At 44.3% G+C, this 18,296-nt stretch carries 18 protein-coding genes and 1 pseudogene; 7 read left to right on the top strand and 12 right to left on the bottom strand.

The genetic code is table 11. The features are described from left to right. Positions 1 to 24 precede the first annotated feature (24 nt). Genes XMA152_RS03330 through XMA152_RS03355 form a run of 6 tightly spaced genes read left to right on the top strand, consistent with a single transcriptional unit; the run spans position 25 to position 4,262 of the window. Entirely contained in the window at positions 25 to 330 is a 306-nt protein-coding gene (locus tag XMA152_RS03330) for a hypothetical protein (protein WP_173482713.1), read from the top strand. 15 nt (positions 331 to 345) lie between these two features. Further along, entirely contained in the window at positions 346 to 888 is a 543-nt protein-coding gene (locus XMA152_RS03335) for a DUF1833 family protein (RefSeq protein ID WP_173482714.1), read from the top strand. Further along, on the top strand, positions 885 to 1,337 hold the full coding sequence (locus tag XMA152_RS03340; RefSeq protein WP_217363985.1) for an NlpC/P60 family protein: 453 nt from the start codon (positions 885 to 887) through the stop codon (positions 1,335 to 1,337). Before XMA152_RS03335 ends, XMA152_RS03340 begins: the two co-directional genes overlap by 4 nt. Next, entirely contained in the window at positions 1,327 to 3,429 is a 2,103-nt protein-coding gene (locus XMA152_RS03345) for a phage tail protein (protein WP_173482715.1), read from the top strand. Before XMA152_RS03340 ends, XMA152_RS03345 begins: the two co-directional genes overlap by 11 nt. A gap of 45 nt (positions 3,430 to 3,474) precedes the next feature. Beyond that, positions 3,475 to 3,789, top strand: coding sequence for a DUF6127 family protein (locus XMA152_RS03350; RefSeq protein ID WP_173482716.1), 315 nt, complete (start codon positions 3,475 to 3,477; stop codon positions 3,787 to 3,789). Further along, positions 3,786 to 4,262, top strand: a complete 477-nt coding sequence (locus XMA152_RS03355; protein ID WP_173482717.1) for a hypothetical protein — start codon at positions 3,786 to 3,788, stop codon at positions 4,260 to 4,262. Before XMA152_RS03350 ends, XMA152_RS03355 begins: the two co-directional genes overlap by 4 nt. Positions 4,263 to 4,273: 11 nt before the next feature. Here the strand turns inward: XMA152_RS03355 and XMA152_RS03360 are convergent, their stop codons facing one another. Next, complete coding sequence (locus tag XMA152_RS03360) at positions 4,274 to 4,477, bottom strand: hypothetical protein (protein WP_173482718.1); 204 nt, start codon at positions 4,475 to 4,477, stop codon at positions 4,274 to 4,276. A gap of 2 nt (positions 4,478 to 4,479) precedes the next feature. On the opposite strand from XMA152_RS03360, the pseudogene XMA152_RS03365 reads away from it, so the two are divergent. Beyond that, positions 4,480 to 4,978 (top strand): annotated as a pseudogene (locus XMA152_RS03365) (DDE-type integrase/transposase/recombinase); the annotation flags it as partial. A gap of 293 nt (positions 4,979 to 5,271) precedes the next feature. Here XMA152_RS03365 and XMA152_RS03370 read toward each other — a convergent pair. The 11 genes from XMA152_RS03370 to XMA152_RS03420 all read right to left on the bottom strand — a co-directional run bounded on the left by XMA152_RS03370 (position 5,272) and on the right by XMA152_RS03420 (position 18,267). Further along, positions 5,272 to 6,387 carry a glycosyltransferase family 4 protein gene (locus tag XMA152_RS03370; protein ID WP_217363986.1) on the bottom strand — a complete coding sequence of 372 codons (1,116 nt, stop codon included), beginning with the start codon at positions 6,385 to 6,387 and terminating at the stop codon, positions 5,272 to 5,274. Between the two features lie 219 nt (positions 6,388 to 6,606). Further along, positions 6,607 to 7,746: a glycosyltransferase gene (locus XMA152_RS03375; RefSeq protein ID WP_173482720.1), complete on the bottom strand. Its 1,140-nt coding sequence runs from the start codon at positions 7,744 to 7,746 to the stop codon at positions 6,607 to 6,609. After that, entirely contained in the window at positions 7,736 to 8,968 is a 1,233-nt protein-coding gene (locus XMA152_RS03380; protein ID WP_173482721.1) for an O-antigen ligase, read from the bottom strand. The genes XMA152_RS03375 and XMA152_RS03380 overlap by 11 nt, the downstream gene beginning before the upstream one ends. Continuing rightward, a complete protein-coding gene (locus tag XMA152_RS03385; protein ID WP_173482722.1) occupies positions 8,965 to 10,107 on the bottom strand; it encodes a hypothetical protein in 1,143 nt (380 codons plus the stop codon). Before XMA152_RS03385 ends, XMA152_RS03380 begins: the two co-directional genes overlap by 4 nt. A 151-nt stretch (positions 10,108 to 10,258) precedes the next feature. After that, positions 10,259 to 11,338, bottom strand: a complete 1,080-nt coding sequence (gene wecB, locus XMA152_RS03390; protein WP_173482723.1) for a non-hydrolyzing UDP-N-acetylglucosamine 2-epimerase — start codon at positions 11,336 to 11,338, stop codon at positions 10,259 to 10,261. Positions 11,339 to 11,355: 17 nt separating this feature from the next. Then, entirely contained in the window at positions 11,356 to 12,633 is a 1,278-nt protein-coding gene (locus tag XMA152_RS03395; RefSeq protein WP_217363987.1) for a polysaccharide deacetylase family protein, read from the bottom strand. Positions 12,634 to 12,716: 83 nt separating this feature from the next. After that, on the bottom strand, positions 12,717 to 13,667 hold the full coding sequence (locus XMA152_RS03400; protein WP_173482725.1) for a GNAT family N-acetyltransferase: 951 nt from the start codon (positions 13,665 to 13,667) through the stop codon (positions 12,717 to 12,719). Beyond that, positions 13,664 to 14,605 (bottom strand): methionyl-tRNA formyltransferase, encoded by a 942-nt coding sequence (locus XMA152_RS03405; RefSeq protein ID WP_173482726.1) that lies wholly within the window; start codon positions 14,603 to 14,605, stop codon positions 13,664 to 13,666. The genes XMA152_RS03400 and XMA152_RS03405 overlap by 4 nt, the downstream gene beginning before the upstream one ends. Positions 14,606 to 15,168: 563 nt before the next feature. Then, positions 15,169 to 15,789: a DapH/DapD/GlmU-related protein gene (locus XMA152_RS12450; protein WP_217363988.1), complete on the bottom strand. Its 621-nt coding sequence runs from the start codon at positions 15,787 to 15,789 to the stop codon at positions 15,169 to 15,171. Then, positions 15,773 to 17,095 (bottom strand): lipopolysaccharide biosynthesis protein, encoded by a 1,323-nt coding sequence (locus XMA152_RS03415; protein WP_173482727.1) that lies wholly within the window; start codon positions 17,093 to 17,095, stop codon positions 15,773 to 15,775. The genes XMA152_RS12450 and XMA152_RS03415 overlap by 17 nt, the downstream gene beginning before the upstream one ends. A gap of 62 nt (positions 17,096 to 17,157) precedes the next feature. Then, positions 17,158 to 18,267, bottom strand: coding sequence for a DegT/DnrJ/EryC1/StrS aminotransferase family protein (locus XMA152_RS03420; RefSeq protein WP_173482728.1), 1,110 nt, complete (start codon positions 18,265 to 18,267; stop codon positions 17,158 to 17,160). Positions 18,268 to 18,296 lie beyond the last annotated feature (29 nt).

An 18,296-nucleotide genomic window follows, 5' to 3' on the forward strand; every position in this document is an offset into this window, starting at 1 on the left:
TATATCTTACTTTTGGAGAACTGTATGTACGTCATTCGCAAAGACACAGGTGAAGAGCTATTCCGTGGCTCGGCTGCTCAGGCCAAAGCCTTTTTCGGCAGCGGGACACGCTGGTTAGATAGGGTCATTGATGATTCAGATCCTGAGGACCCAGTGGAAATCGATGAGGGCCAAGAGGTCGAACTGGAACTCTGCTTTGAGGACACCATTGCTGAAAAGCTGCTCTATCTAGCCGATACCGACTGGTATGTGATCCGGGAACAGGAAACAGGGAAACTCATGCCCGATACTGTCCGGGCACGACGTTCTGCCATTCGGGTATCACTCTAAAGCGAGGTAGATAGAATGCCAGATCCTGCACTTTCAGAAGCAATTCAAGAAGCTTATGCGCATGCACCCACCGATGCGATCATTCTTCACACCTTAGAGCTTCGCCATCCAGACTTTAGGGATGATGCTGGCAACCCAACGGCTATTCGCGTCGTCCGCGACCAGAAAGACCTAGAGGCCAGACTAGAAGTAGATGCCCCTATGGATGGCGGTGAATGGGTAAAATTTGTTGCCATGGGGTTTGAGCTAGACCTACCTGCAGTTGATACCACGCCCGTGCCAGAAATCGTGGTGACACTCGATAATGTAAGTCGAGAGATAGTGCGCTATCTGGATGTAGCAGCGGAATCCCAATCAGTTATCGAGATCACTTACCGGCCTTACCTCTCTAATGATTTAGATGGCCCTCAGATGGATCCGCCTATCACTCTGGTTCTATCTGAGGTGGAAGTAGACGTTCAGCGAGTCACGGCGCGCGCTCGCATGATGGATATTGGGAACAAAGCCTTTCCTAGCCGCACCTACACAGCACGTGAATTTCCGGGACTGACTCGATGATGCCTGCCCCGGATGCTAATAGCCTGAGTCCATTTATTGGCAAGCCTTGGGTAGCGGGTGCTCGCGGACCTAATCACTATGACTGTTGGGGACTCTTTCTGGCGGTACAAAAGCAATTCTTCAACCGCGATTTACCTGAGATCCCACTGGATGCGTTGAACCTGAGAGAAGTTATAAATGCGTTCACACACCACCCTGAACGACAGCGCTGGCAACGTGTTAGTCAAACGCGTACAGGTGATGCAGTTTTAATGCGCCAGTCGAGATATCCCGCACACATAGGTGTTTGGCTAGATATCGATGGGGGTGGAATCCTACATTCAGTGCAGCATTCAGGTGTCGTCTACCAGACCACCAGCGGCCTATATAGTCACGGCTGGCGGATCGAAGGGATCTACCAATTTACAGAGAAGCCAACCATCTCAGAGCAGAACGTGAATGACCGATGAGCTCTACTCAAAAAACGCTGGCCCCATAATCGTCTGGCCGAAAAACCCGTTTCAACCTGCAACCAAAGATATATTCAAAGTAGCATCCGGCAGTACCATTGCTGACTGGATGCATGGGCAAAAGATCGAAGAGTTTCCCCTGCCAACAGTCTGCATGATCAACGGCAAACCCCTCATGCGAGCAGATTGGCCAACCTATAATCTAGCGAATCAGGATGTAGTTGTTTTTGTAGGGCTACCGGGTGGAGGGGGCGGGGGTGGAAGTAATCCACTCAGAGTAGTTCTATCAATAGCAGTCATGGTTCTGGCGCCGTATGCGGCAGCTGGCATAATGGGATATGGAACCACAGCAGCGGGAATAGCTGCAGCTCAAGCTGCTATGGGTACAGTAGGTTTTGGTTTAATGGCTGCAGGTGTAAGCGTTATTGGCGCCTATCTGGTCAATGCATTAGTTCCACTACCAAACCCAAGCGTGCCATCAGCACAAAACGGTATAGCTCCGAGCCCAACTTATTCACTGCAATCACAAGGTAACTTCGCACGCTTACTACAGCCCATTCCCGTCATTTATGGCAGACATCTGGTTTACCCAGACTTAGGCGCAACCCCATACACCGAATATGTCGACAATGAGCAGTATCTTCACCAACTACTGGTTATTGGACAGGGGGAATATGAGGTAGAAGCGATTCGTATCGAAGATACGCCCATTCAATCATTTTCAGAAGTACAAGCACTTGTCATTCAGCCGGGCAACCAAAACGCACTCTTTAACCATGATGTGGTTACCGCCCCGGAAGTAGCCGGACAGGAACTGCTGGCTGAAACAGATCCAGAAAATACGAGATCTGAGATAGTAGGCCCGTTTATCACAAATCCACCCGAGACTCATATTGATGCTATTGGGATAGATATTTTATTACCCAGAGGGTTGTTCTATGCAAATGATAGCGGTGGGCAGGATACGAAAAGTACCTCTTGGAGTGTAGAAGCCAGACAAGTGGACGATACGGGCAGTCCCTCAGGCGCGTGGCAGGTCTTGGGGATTGAATCATTAAACGCAGCCAGCCCAGATGCTATCCGTCGATCCTACAACTACTCTGTCACTGCAGGGCGATATGAAGTTCGAGTTCTAAGGACAGACAACAAGGACACCCGTGCAAGAGCGGGCCATGAACTTCGTTGGGGCGAGTTGCGAGGTTACTTAACAAGTCCCAGTTTACCTGCTGGTATTACCTACCTGGCAGTCAAGATGCGGGCAACTGATAATTTATCGATGCGGTCATCTAGATTGGTCAACTGTATTGTCACTCGCAAGTTACCCACTTGGAATCCGACTGATGGTTGGACGCCACCACAGCCAACACGATCAATTGCCTGGGCATTTGCAGATGCCGCACGTGCGACCTATGGTGCCAACTTGGCTGACAAGCGAATTGATTTAAATGCCCTCTACCAAACCCACCAAAATTGGGAGGCAAGGGGAGACCACTTTGATGCAGTTTTTGATCAGAAACTTTCTGTCTGGGAATCTCTTACACGAATAGCGCGCTGCGGAAGAGCAGTACCTTACCTGCAAAGCGGCGTAGTACGCATTGTACGTGATGAAACCAAGACACTACCTGTCGTGCGGTTCACGACCGAAAATATTGTACAGGGCAGTTTCAAACTCCAGTACGTCATGCCCGGAGAGGAGACAGCTGATTCTGTGACGGTAGAATACTTTAACCCGAATACATGGAAACCCGACGAAGTAACGGTTTCATTACCCGACTCAATTCAAACCAACCCCGCAACCATCAACCTTTTTGGATGCACAAGCCAATCGCAAGCAGAGCGAGAAGGTAAATATATCGCCGCCGCAAATCGGTACCGAAGAAGACTTATTACGTTTCAAACGGAGATGGAGGGCATGATTCCAACCTTTAGCGACTTGATCTCCATCAGCCACGATATGGCAGTTGAGCAAAGAAATAGCGAAGAAACTCCTGTCGAATACTTGGCAAGAGTAATGGCTGCACGTCCCCGAGGGGAGCATGTAGAGATCACCTGCGTTGTTGAAAATCCTCTCGTGCACAGCGCCGATCTCTGAATATCCTCAGCTTTAAGTCTTTCGAACTACAAATAAGGAGCCGTCATGTCCTCAGCCCTACACAATACACCGGAAGCCAAGACTGCAGACAACAAAGCGCTGGCCTTACGTCCCGAGGATTTAGATCAATTGTTAACGAAAGCCGCCGAAAAAGGCGCTGAGCGATGCCTCGCGCATCTTGGTCTAGAAAACGGACACGCCGCGCGCGATATTCGAGAGCTACGTGACCTTTTGGATGCCTGGCGTGATACCCGCCGTACGGCTTGGCAAACCATCATCAAAGCGGTAACCACCGGCATATTGGCAGCAATCATTATCGGGGTTGCGGTAAAACTAAAACTAATGGGAGGATCACAATGATAGAAACACTACTTGGAGGCCTGCTGGGTGGCGCTTTCCGACTAACGCCCGAGATCCTAAAATGGATTGACCGCAAGGGGGAGCGTCAGCATGACCTGGCCATACAAGACCGAACCCTTCAACTTGAGACCTTGCGACTTAAAAACAAGCAAGCAACCGAACAATTAACAGCAAACCGCGATATCGAAACTGAAGGATTAAAAACGTTTCAAAGCGCTATCACTGCCCAGGGGCAACAGACCCAAGTGGGTTGGGTTGATGCTCTCTCGAGCAGCGTAAGACCAGTTATCACCTATTGGTTTATGGCACTCTACTGTGCCACTAAGCTGTCACTCCTCACGATCGCTCTGAATAACGGACAAGAAATCAGTACCAGCATCGCAAACTCATGGACCGACTCAGATCAAGCTCTTTGGGCAGGGGTACTGAACTTCTGGTTTTTAGGCAGAGTCTTCGATAAATTGAAGTTCTAAATTCATAAAGATTAATCCTGGTAGCCATTTGGGTTCTGTGACTGCCATCGCCAGCTATCCGCCATCATCTTATTGAGCGATCGTTTTGCAGACCAACCTAAAAGCTTATTCGCCTTCGATGGATCTGCCCAAAACTCAGGCAGATCACCATCACGACGCAGTGCGATCTCATAGGGTTTTTTGATGCCCGTTTTGAAATAGAATGCCGATGTCATTTGAATTGGAGCTTAACCTGCGTATCAAGCCAAGACGCCGTCTCAAACGAGACAGGCCTGATCCTTTGAGTGTGCCTACAGCACCAAATCAGGTCTGGTCCATCGATTTTATGAGTGACGCACTGGCTGACGGGCGAAAACTGCGAACGTTCAACGTGCTCGATGATTACAACCGAGAGGGGCTGGCGATTGATGTCGATCTTTCAATGCCAAGCGCCAGAGTCATCAGATCACTGGAGCAAGATCATTGAGTGGCGAGGTAGACCCGATGCTATACGGTGCGACAACGGACCAGAGCTGCTTTCGGGATTGCTCATTAACTGGACAAATAAGCACAAAATAACGATGCTTTACATCCAACCTGGTAAGCCAACCCAGAATGCTTATATAGAACGATTCAACCGAACAGCGAGACATGAATGGCTCGATCTTCATCAATTTGAGTCAGTTGAACATGCTCAGTTACTTGCCACGCAGTGGCTTTGGAAGTACAACAATTAAAGACCCAATACAGCGATCGGCGGCATACCACCGAGATGGATGTTGAAGGCAGCCTAAGCTCTACGAAAACCTCCCGTTAAAAATGGGGGGATTACAGTAACATTTTGCTCACGGCTGGGGTGTTGTGATTAATGCTTAGATACCACTAACCATAACGCTTTCAGCCGTTCTTGTTTATATCTTCATGCAAAATGCGGGTTAGGTATATTCAGTGAATGACCTTGCAACTTTTGAGCTCTGTACAGTAAAACTACGGGCTTACCTATAACGAACCCAGCATTTTTCGATCTTTTTTATCTTTTAACTGCATTCAAATATTCATTAATTACAATTTTTTCATCAAACTCTTTTTCCACTTTTATTCTGCTATTACGTCCCATCTCTATTCGTTGTTCATGTGTTTGATTAATCATTTTGTGAAGCTTACCGATTAGACTAGGGGTTGACTTAACATCACATAAATATCCGTTCACTCCATCATCCACTGTTTCCCTGCAGCCGATATTGTTAGTAGTGATAATGGGCTTGCCCATAGCGCAAGCCTCCAAAAGGCTTTTTGGCACGCCTTCTCGATAGAAGGATGGAAGTACAATACAGTCAATTGGTGCTATTTCTCGTTCGACGTGATCTGATGAGCCCAAGTAGGTTACTACTTCATCTCTGGTCCACAACCTTATTTCATCTTCTGTAACGGCGGATGGGTTATTAATGCCTAAAGGACCCAGTAGACGAAACTCGACCCTTTCCCCATAAATTTTTTTTAGTTCTCTAGCCGCTTCAACGTAGTATCCTATCCCTTTATTGTGGAGCATACGCGCTATAAGTAAGAACCGAACACAACCGTCATCTATCGCTTCCTGAACTTTAAATCTTGTCAAGTCCACGCCCGATCCTGGTATTCGCCTAAATTTGTTTTGGGCAGAAATCTTGTATTTCTCAAAAAGTGTTTGATCTTCATCGTTTTGAAAAAAAATAATGTCTGCTTTAGGTTGGCTAATTCGATACAGAGTTCTTACTATTCTCGCAAATAAATTATCTTCAATAAAAGCAGTGCCTAATCCCGCTATATTATTAATTATTTGTGCTTTAAACATACTTGCAGCTAATGTGCTGTATATATTGTTTTTTGGAGTAAAATTTAGCACTGTTTCAGGCTGGATCCTGCTATAGCACTTCACAAATGCAAGGAAGGTTATAAAGTCTCTCCACGGGTTTGTTCCTCCTTGATCAATCTTTATATCCTGGAATTCGGCGCCTAAGGCTGTTAATTTTTGTGAATATTCATCTCGAGGTGCGATAGCGATAACTTTATAGCCTGACAAAACCAAAGCTAATATGGTATTTTTCCGAAAATTGTACAGATACCAACTAGTGTTTGCAGTGATGACTAATAATTTTTTTTTTCTCATATTTCTCATCTACGATTTTTTTGTTTAGACTAGTGTAAATATTGGGGAAAATTTTAGCTAACAATTAAAAATTTTTGTCGCAACTTTTAAGATTGGGCAGCATAAGTCATTACTGGACTTGTTGTACAATGCAGTTTCGCATTATTAGTCAAAACTAAAAAATACGTAAGTCTCGGATTTATTATGGTTTATAATAGGTTTTAAAATTTTAAAGCAGAATTACGATTCGTCACCCAAAAAAAATCTAACAATCCTCTCAGATCTTGCATGATAAGAATAAGAGGCCTGAGAAAAATGATAGACAGAATTCTTTGCAGCCAAGAGTTGATCATCATGCATATTTATAGCACTCCACAGCGTTTCTTTTATATCGGAAACCGAGAATGAGCTACACACCAAAACCGCTTCCTCTGATTCACCAACCTCCTTCAACGAACTAATCTCTAAATTTACAATAGGCACTACGTAGTGCGACATGTACTCACCAAGCTTAGTCGGCGAACTTTCAAGATATTTATCAACAGGTGGTATTAAACACAAACCGAAGTCATAATATGAGAGATCAGACTGTAATTCCAACCGCGGTACTTTACCCCTAAGCAAAATAGTACCATTAAACTCTTGAGCTAAATCTCGAAGAGAAGCGGGAGCATCCCCATAAATATGGAGCGAAAACTCGGCTCCGCTCAGAAAAAGCGAACGAAATGCCTCTAAAATCAAATTGAGGCCGCGTGACGGACTAGTATCTCCGATATAAACAAATTTTCTCGGCCGACTAATATTTTGAAGACTTAGCGGAGCGGTAATCTCAGAAAGGAGTGGTACAGCATAATAATCATCTTTGTTGTTCTTAAAATATATTCCTCTCAGCCTAGACAGACCAATCTCGGACACGGCTACAAATTTATCTACTACAGGAAAAACAGCTCTAAAAATAATCTTCGAAGCACCCCTTAAAAATATATTACCGCTATGTGATTCATGTGGGAATGATGACTGAAAAATCAGCTCTGCATCAGACTTAAGAAGGGATTTATAAATTATGCAAGCAAGCAACATAAGCGGATCGTTTCTGACAAACAAGATAATCCTTGAGCTGCGGTTATACGACATAAGCCTCCGAAGAACATGGAAGAATATTAATATCCTGCCCAGCCCCCTACGCCGTGGCATGGATTGGTAAACTTTTACTCCAGTCCTAAGCCCCCCTGACACAGGAGTTACTGGCCGACTAAAATAGCAGTCTACACTAACTTTTCCCCCTAAGATCTCCAATAAAACCGAATCAACGAATGGATGATGCGCTCCGTAATCTTTGTCAACGAAAGCAACAAATCTTGTATGAGTTTTACTTTTCATTCTTAACAACCAAAAAGCCAATTAAGATTCCTGCCAAGACTGTGATAAGCCCGAGACCGCCGATAGTTAGAACTCGAGGTATAGAAGCCACAATATAGAACACATAGCCAAGATAGCATATAAAGTAAAAGTCTCGGTTTATATTGCCTTTATCTCTTAACTTCACCAAGCCAATATATAAAGGATAAAGAATCAACATTAAATAACTAATAAGACCAGCATAACCCGAGGATACCAATTGCAGGAGAAAGGTATTCTCCAGAGATTTCGAATCGTCGTAACCACTTAAAATACCCACTGCATATTCGGTGGAAGCGTAATCTCCAAACCCCAAAGGATGATAGTATAAAAGATTTAGCGCGTTATCCCAAAGTAAACCTCGACTGTTTAAGAAATCGCCTCTTTCCTCTACCAATCTAAACGCAAATTTTAGCTTATAAATAGCTTCATTAAAATCAATATAAAACACAAGCAATGAAGCTGCTATTATTAAAAATAGTAGCAAATAAAATCTTACCCTAAATCGATTCGCACCATTATACAATATAAATCCAACCAATATCGTTGCAACTAAAGCAATGACACCTCCTCGACTAAACCCGATTAAACTCAAGATTAAGACCAGAACGCAGGCATAAAAAAACCTCTTACTTATGAATCCGAAAAATCGCATCCTCATCGCCATACTAAGAATTACCAACATGAACTGTACAGGAAAAAAATAGTTCACATTAAACATCAGCCCCTGAGTTGTATTAATATCGATAAACGGAACTTTACGACTAGTGTATGCAAAATTTTCGGGTGTGAAACCAGTAACTGAGAGAATCCCAAAAATAAGGTGGAGTATTGCAATAGCTAAAGGAAACCTCGACATATCAGTAAATTTTGATTTTTCGTATAGAGTACCTGCAAATGATAAAACTAATATAAAAGTTATTGGATAGATCACATCAAGAATAACACTGACTAAACTGCTTTGATTACCAACAACTCGTGAAAACGTGATGGCTATCATCCAGATATATACCAGAGATAAGTAATTTCGGGTAATATTTACCTTTCCATTGCTTGCAATCAATGCTGCCAAGAGAGCCAAGACGCTAATAATCATTATGTACATGCGGTAACTAACAGTTACATAGCTAAAAAATCCTGCTAGAATAACTAGTACGTATATCATCTTAGTTACCGGCATCGCACCATTAACTGGGATGTTCATTTTTGAATCACACACCTTAATTTTTCAGCCATTTCGGCTGCACTGTAGGCTTCCATACCGCTCGCAAAATGACTATCTTGCCCAGAGTAACTTAACCTATTTTTGACTGCTTCAAATGTGCTCTTTAGATCGTAGGCAAAGTCCCAATCCTCTGTCAAAGCGGTAAGTCTTTCGATCTCGCTACCTCTTGCGCTAAAAGCAATCCCCGGAACTCCACTTACTAAAAGTCCGAGTAGTTTTCCCGTAACAGTACCTAGTGCATATTCACTTTCACATTTGACATCTTCAAGCACCAGTACCCCGAGCGCACACCCCATCTCTGCCTTAACTATGTTCTCAGGGGCACTCCCTAGAATCTCCACCCGGCCCGTTAATCCCTTTTCATGGATCAAAGCGATAAACTCCTCTGGAAGTGGATTTAAACATCTAATTTTCAGGTTTATAGATGTCAAGTCTTGCATAACCTCTAATACGAGCACTAAACTTTCAAGACGGTGCTCGTAAACTGTACCAGCGTAGTAGAGATAGTTCGAAATTTTAGAACATCTCGATATTTTGTCGTCGGCGACCCATCCATTGTAGATAGAAAAAGGCTTTATATCTGTTTGCTTTTGAATGTAATCCGCTAACTTATCGCTTATCGTTATAACTGCAGATGCACTGCGAGTGATTTTCCTCTCCAGGCATACGCTAATTAAATTCACCAATCCATAGGCTTTTTTATTTCGCCGTGATTCAAAGCAGTCTCTGAAGTCTATAATAAAATCAGTGCCAGATAGAAACGATAGAAACCACCCAAACCACAGAGGTCCTGCAGGACCATATGAAAGTATTAGAATATCACTGTTCTTCGCTATCTTTATGTAAAAACGCAGATTGAATACAAGTGCTACAATCCATTTTATTGACGACTTATCAAAAATAGGCGAGGCGAATTTACTTTCTTTTTTACGTCGAGAATTTTTTTTCTCTGATAGATCTATTCGTTCCTTGGCCGACTTGAATATATGAAAACCATCCCCCTCTTCACAGATAATATCAAAATCAACGTCATGTGAGTTTTCTATTAAGTTACCCCATCGTCTCGCTGCAATTTTATTACTAGGTGGCACAGATCTAGTTATTAACAAACACTTCACAATAAAAACCCTTCTTACTCAAAATAAAATTAATTTAAGGCGCTTTATTATTTATAAATTAATAATTTCGAATGCCATAATATTATTATTACCTAGTAGAAGCACGAGGCTTTAAATTATCCATACAACAATATTACGTACATCGCCTTCTCTAATTCGCTTTACTTTTCAAGCTACAAAGTATGTCTACAATCAGTTCAGCAGCATTACCTTTACCGTAGTGGAATTCAGTACTCTCCGGATAAGACAGCCCGGATAGCGCATCCGAAATTTTCTTCGCATTCGAACCGACTAGTGTGTTCCAGCCCGCCTCGACCAACTCAACCCACTCCGTCTCATCACGCATCGTCACACAGGGCTTGCCAAAGAAATACGCCTCCTTCTGCACCCCACCCGAATCCGTAGCTACTAGCCGGCAATTCGCTTCCATCCACACCATCTCCAGATAGCCAACCGGATCAATCGCCCATACATTTTCAGGAATGGCTATACCAAAATTCGCGACTTTCCCCTTTGTTCTCGGGTGCATCGGAAACACTATCGATGCGTTGCTATCAGCGAGTCCCTGAAAGATATTCTTCAGCCGTTGAGGGTCATCCGTATTTTCTGCACGATGGATGGTGCAGAGTGCGAAGTCACCTACCCTTATATCCAGCTGGGGGGGCAACTGAGGCTTACGGGCTTTTTCTTTGTAAAATAGGGTGGCATCGTACATTACATCGCCTACGAGTTTTATCTTCGCTTCCGAAATTCCCTCGGTGAAAAGGTTCTGGCGGGCAGTTTCGGTAGGGGCAAATAGGATTTCGGCGATGTGGTCCGTCATCACGCGGTTAATTTCTTCCGGCATTTTGCGATTAAAACTTCGTAGTCCTGCCTCTATGTGTGCCACAGGGATATGCAACTTAGCCGCGGCCAGCGCTCCGGCCAGGGTGCTGTCGGTATCTCCGTAGACCAAAACCCACTGGGGCTGTACTTCCAACATAAGGCTTTCAAGTTTTTCGAGCATGCGGCCTGTGTTCTGACCGTGGGTCCCACCGCCTATACCGAGGTTGTAGTCCGGTTTCGGAATTTCGAGCTCATCGAAAAACACATCAGACATATTGGCATCGTAGTGCTGGCCTGTATGTACAAGGATTTCCTGTACATCCGGGCGGTGTTCTTTGAAGGCGCGAGAGACAACCGCCGCTTTGATGAATTGCGGACGTGCACCGATGATAGTGAGTACTTTCATATAGTAGTCAATCCTTATTACCGCTCGCTGACAAGGCGTCGATATATGAAGAAATCTTTTGGTGAATTGAAAAAAGAGTTGTGCCAAAGCAACGTAAAGCCACCTCCAACCTTCCTGCAGTTTTCCTTGAGTTCATTGAACTTTTCATAAGCGGCTTCGGTTGATCCCAGTCCAAGGTAGCGTTCAGCAATTATTGTACAATCCATAGCAACTAGAGGTCTTACTCGCAGAGAAAGCGGTTTATCAGTCGCTACGTCAAATGCAGGATACTCAAAGCAAGTTCCACATCGAAAGCCAGGCCTGTCCGCGTAACCCAATGTACTGTCATAGCTCATACCCGCAAGCGCCAAGGCTTTCTGGGTAATTGTCTGGTTCCAACGCAGAAAGTGCATACGCCCACCCCAGTCACTCTGTTTTATCCCTTCTTCCCTGCATATCTTTCGCAACCTATTTGCCTCTTTAACAATCTCTCCCGGCCGGTTGTAGGTGTTGTAACTTGGATGTAGCCCTATTTCATGGCCTCGCTGGTGAATGTCGTACATAAGCTTTCGTATTTGCGGCATCTCCGGGTCGTATTTGGCATCTTTGCTGACATCGGTTCGGCCACAGATAAAGTAAAATGCACTAGTGAGTCCGCTTTCCTCCGACTGCCTCATCAGCCAGTCAAAGGTGTTGGCCGGGTCTTTAGGGTGGATTGTCTGCTTGCTGTTTAGCCATATCCAGGGAGCTTTTAGCGCAGCGACAACGTCTTTTCGGACTAATACGTCACCACCCATGGTTCTGACAAGGCCTTTTAAATTCTGAAACGCATAGTGGGCTGGGGCGTCCACATCGTGAGATACTTTCATAGTGAACTGATGTTGCTTCAGCTCGATACCGGGCCAGACTCTCTGAATAATCTGGCCCAAAATGTGCAGCCACTCATCAACGATGGGCCTTTCCAGGTAGCCATGCTTGAAAGCGTGGCAAGAAGTCGCAGGAAAGCGCTGGTGGTTGTCTAGGTCTGTACGGCCGATCTCTTCCACGCGGGTTAGCATCCAGTAGGTCAACCCCAAAATATCATAATGTACTGTTGCACCCAGTTCGTGTAGCTCGATTAAAGGGGTTTGAAGTTTATGTTCTGAAGGTGCCGCCAGGCTGTCTTTAATTGGCGCGTTAAAACCCTCGATTGACGGTTTCCAATATTCGCAGGGAAAGTCAGATCGGGATTGATGAAAAATATTCTGCAGGTAGTCAAAGGTAATTTTGACCTCGCTTACCGGCAAGGTTACCGTCAGAGCCACATTACTCTGCATTAAAGTAAACCTGTGACCGAAACGCTCTTGAAGGACGACTTCTAGCCAGCGAAGCACATTAGTAGTAAATAACATTGTTAAAATCAGTTGCGCAGGGAGCGGAAGATATTCAGTAATTTGAAGAGTTTCGAGTTGCTTCGGGAAACACAGAAATATGGCGTTTGGACCGCGCCAAAGCCACGAAAAAAGCGTTCGATGGGTTCGATCATAGAGCCTTCAAAGTCAAACACATCAACCGTTTCAGGCTGCCGAAGAATGGCTTCCCACAACACCAGACTGGTCGCTCCGCTGTTGCGTAGTTCGGGGTCGCCACCGCCCATAAGGTAATAGGCGGTATCGCCACTGCGAACGATATAAGCACCGGCATGCAATTTACCGTCCGGCCCTTCAGCTACCAAGCAGTCCTTGGCGTTACGAGCGGAAGCGGCTTCATGTATCCGGGCTACGGATTCACTAGTATATGGCAATGAGCGATTTTGGCGCTGAAAAACCATCTTGTTTAGTCCAAGAAACTCCTCCAGCGAACCCTCCCGAACACTCACGTTTTCCCGTTCTCTGGCTTTACGAATATCGCCGCGAATGTTTTGTTGCAGATCTTTCCATAACCGATCTTCGTCTGATGAAAGGAGTAAACGATAAGTATATCGTGTAGTTTGCTCAAAGCCCCGCCAATAGAACGGCAACCAGTTTTGAAGATCACAGTGCCAGTTATGTCGGTAATGATCACACTTTGGAAGTCGGTCGGCCAGCTCCCCAAGCACATCTTTCTCATGGGATAACTTCTTTGGATAAGATTTCTGGGTTGGTTTTATCCACGGACCAAGTGTCTGGGTTAGACTTGGCTGAGTGAGAAGCGTGAACCCGAATTTTCTCTTTACTACATATGGCAAGGCGCCAATTACCTGATCGCCCTTCTTTGCCATAACCACGTCCCACCCATCGCCAGCAACGGCATCTAACCACCAAGCTTGGCTAAAAATAGGAATCGATGTTTCCTGCTCACAAAGTAAACGGTATTTTTCTTTATTTGTCATCTTCTAAGTAAATTCATGATTAACTTTTTAACATCTAAATTGCGGGTTAAATAAATTCGACCGTCTTTACATACCACACAAAACCGTCCATTTTCCTTAACGATTTGACCTGGACTGGTACACTTAGTTGATTCATGATCGAATTCCCCGACGATCCAACGCTGACCTTTCCATATCCCGCTTGGTTGAGGCAACGCATTCAACCAGAGTTCTGTACCGCATAAAACGTGCCAAACGCGTTCGACTGGCCAACTGCCCCAATCAACAATAGATCGGTGCTCTTCAGTCAACAAGTTTCGTGCACGCGGTGTTGGGCTTTGCTGGGGTTGAACTATCCTAGGTGCATTGTTTCTTTGAATCGAATCAAGCGCTTTTAAAAGCAACTTGACGCCAACTTCTCCGACTAATTTATCTAACCGTGATGGCGATTTTGTGCCAAGTGGAATCTCGGTCCGTTCTTGATAGATGATGTCACCGGTATCTTCCCCCGCGTCAATATAATGAACAGTCACACCTGGATGCATTTCCATATAATAGTATTGCCAAAAGTCGGGGTTAGGGCCTCGGTAGTCCGGTAAAATGGCGGGATGCAAATTAACCGCGCCATATTTTGGTATGCTAAAAATTTTCTCTTTAAGCAATTGTGACATGCTGAACACTACAATAATATCGGGTTTTAAATCCGTAACCCATTCCACTAGACCTGGATCATCGCTGGAGATCATTAAACGATATGGCAAACCATGTTGTTCGGCTTTTTTTTTCAAGCTCAATGGTTGGCGTTTAATTTTTGAATAAAAAAAACGCGTCGCGCCCATCAATCTATGCAGGCCTGGTTGTTTTTTGTAGTTGCGCGATGCGGATTCCAAAACACCGACAATTTGATGGCGACTACTAAACAGCGGTTCAACTATTCGCGATACACCTTGGGTTATCATCAAGACTCTAAGCCCTGTTTTCGGATGAATTTCATTCCGTAAATCACTAGTGTTTTTTACCCACTCCACTTCTTTAAATCTCGCTTTTTTTGTGCGCCTTTGATTGCATCGACGTTTTTTGCATCAATACTCATTAAGATTTCAGTATTGCCTTAAAAATCGTCCACAATTTTGGATAACACAGACGGATAAATACTTTTTTATCAGGCCTGTGGGGCGGTTTCAAAATAATGAATAAAATGCTGCCTTTGTTTTAGTTTCACGGGGTACGCCCCATGCTGAAACACCAACTGCTCATTCGAATTAAGCCAAGAACGATGCACGCATTTGCCATCCAGATAGGCATAATACCTCTTATCTCCTAACGCCAAAAACCGCCGAAACACCTGAACATAACGCGACGCTTGAAGATTCAGGACATCAAGGGTTTTTTTGCCCGATGTGGCCGATATCCTTCAATTTACAATCAGTTACAACAGGTTGAGTATTGAGGTAAAGACTGATTTCTTCGACTGTAAACAATCTTACCTTTGAAAAACTATAGGATTTATGGATGAGCTTTTTCACAGTTCTACCATCAACTTCTTCTTACAATATGATTCAAATTTTTTAGCCGGCACAAAACCATAATACTTGTATTTATTTTCGTAACGAACACAATCCTCTTTAACTAAATACTTAATAACAAACGCTGGATTTCCACCAATAACACAATAACCGTGATCAAACGATTTTGTTACCACTGAACCCGCTGCAACAACAGTATGATTGCCAAGTTCAACACCTGGAAGAACTATAGAACCCATACCCAGCCAACAATAGCTACCAATCTTTACTTGAGATTTAATATGTTTACTGGGATCCATGGGATCATGATTAGCACTAATTATTCCAACATTTGGACCTACCAATGTATAGTCGCCAATGAGAATATGTCCAATTCCTTGAATGTAGCATCCTGGGGACAACCCAGGAGCAGTACCGACTCCAATCTTTATCCTGCTTACCCCATTAATTTTGCTCGTGTAATGTACAGGCCAATATGCCGATCCATTTATCCTGAGAACTTTTTGGACAAACAAGCCGCGAAAGGTAACTGGGGCCGAGGTTCCAGCTGTTTCAAAGACAACGGGCGCAACAATCTTCAAAAAAATGAAATATAGTTTTTTAATTAAAGCTCTCAAAATAAACCACCCAGAACAACAACGATATGGCAAGAAATGGAAAAATATAATTTGCCGCTATTTTCAAAGGATCACCACCAATCACTCTAAACAGGACGCATAAATATATTGCATATGAAATAACATTGCTTATTGAAAAACATACGATTGCAAACATGAAGTCACCAAAAGTAGCACCAATCACCACCCCAATGCACCTTGCAATCAACAGTTGAAATTGCATAAACATTCCTAGGCGCTGACACTCGGCAACTTCATAGATCGAACTGAAAGGTGAAGTAGTAAAGGCCATCATCATCCATAGGGAAAGCCATCGCGCTGCTTCCCCGGCGACCCTCCAAGCTTCACCAAAAACTAATGAAAATATATCAGGCCCAAGGCCAACCAAAATTAAAACTGGAACGAGTATTAGATATACGAGCCTCTTGTGAACACCCAATAAAAAGGGGACCAATGTATTTTTTCGGTATCGGTCTGGAGCATCGGAAAGAAAAACGCTTCCAATGGCTTGACCAACAAAAGTCATTGGCGCGCCCATTACCCTGTAGGCTAAAGCATACAAACCTACAATCCCAGGAGTATAGTACGCAGCAAACAATATCGGTGGCAGCTGGGCACCCGCAACGTTAGCTAATCCGCCCCATGTAGAAAATAGAGGAAAGTCACGATACCTACTTGCACATTTCAATATTCCATCTTTCGTTGCTCTGAGATAGACTCTATTTTTAATGAATTCTTTGGAAAGACTCCAGACCCCTACAGACTGCCCACAAGCTTGGCCAATTACGAGCCCAAACCCTGATAGTTTAAATGCCGAAAACTGGACAATCACAGTTATAATTGACTGCATTATTCTCGTTTTTGTGATTCTCCTAAATTCTTTTTTTCTTATCGCCCAATAATTAAAAACCTGATAAGTACCAATAAAAAGAATACCTATAGGAATTAGCCAAATGTAACTATGAATTTCCGGGACTTTTAAAAATCCCACGAGTCGCTGGCCGTAAATAGCTAATGATATCGCAGTTGCAACTGATACAACCACTACCATAATCTGAGCCAGCACCACTAAGTTTATCGCTTGTTCTTCATTCTCCGGTAGTGCTATTGCTAATTCATATCGCAGACCTGCAATAACAACAAATATGGAGATAATAGCCATGTATACGGATAACACACCAAAATCTTCTGGTGTGTAGAGCCTTGTAAGTACGGGAGATGCTAATATAAGAAGCAGCTGAGAGGCGGATGCCCCCCCTACCAGTACACCTACATTTTTAGCAAACTTATTACCTAAAACTGACAATCTATCGTCACTCGATCAAAAGGTTTTGATTTTCATCTTAAAATGCGACTTGCATCTAAGCATTATTCATTTATAACTTTCACCAATTTTTGAGATGACAAGATTTCGCCTACGACTCGTTGCTGCTCTATAACTGTTACGTAGGGATGCATTGGTAAACTAATAACTCTCGTGGCTATTTTGTCCCCGAAAGGCAGGCTTATAGTTTCATCGCCCACAGCCGGCTGTTTATTTAACGGTATGGGATAATGCACGGCAGTAGGAATTTCTGCATCTTTCAACTTTTGCTGTAGCTGTTCTCGGTTTGGCACGCGGATTGTGTATTGCGCCCAAGCAGAAATGTTGTGCGCTTCAACATACGGCGTGCTATGGATACCGGCCTCCTTCAGCAACCTGGTGTAATTGGTGGCGACCTGGTTACGCAGATCAATCTCTTCAGTAAAGATTTCCAGCTTTGCAAGCAGAATGACCGCTTGCAGAGTATCAAGTCGGCTATTCACACCGACACGGACATGGTGGTAACGCTTGTCCTGGCCATGGCGGGCAATCTGCCGGATTATCTTGGCTAGTTCATCGTCGTTTGTGAAGACGGCTCCACCGTCACCGTAGCAACCCAGCGGTTTGCTTGGGAAGAAGCTAGTACAGGCGATGGTGGTCAGGTTGCAGGACTTTGTGCCTTTGTAGCTAGCACCAAAGCTTTGTGCGGCATCTTCAATAACCGGTATTCCGTATCTGGCGGCAATGGCGTTAATGGCATCAAAGTCGGCACACTGACCGTACAGACTAACGGGGATTATAGCCTTAGTCCGCGGTGTAATGGCCGCTTCCAGCTTACTGGGATCTAGGTTGTAGGTTCTGGGATCAATATCCACATACACCGGTTTGGCACCCAATAGAGCAACAGTTTCTGCAGTGGCAATGTAGGTGAACCCTGGGGTAATCACTTCATCTCCAGGGCCTATATTCAGTGCCATTTGTGCGATCTGCAGTGCATCGGTGCCGTTGGCGCAGGTGATACAGTATTTTGCACCGGTAAAGGCGACCAGTTTTTCTTCCAGTTCGGTCACTTCAGGACCAAGGATGTATTGGCCGTGGGCGAGAACCTTTTGGATACCGGCGTCAATTTTATCTTTGATACGGGCTTGTTGTGCAGCCAGGTCGATGAATTGCATAGTCAATCAATCGCGCACAGAGTGCGCTC

The sequence above is a fragment of the Marinobacterium sp. xm-a-152 genome, from assembly GCF_013282965.1.
Classification (GTDB): Bacteria; Pseudomonadota; Gammaproteobacteria; order Pseudomonadales; family Balneatricaceae; genus Marinobacterium_E.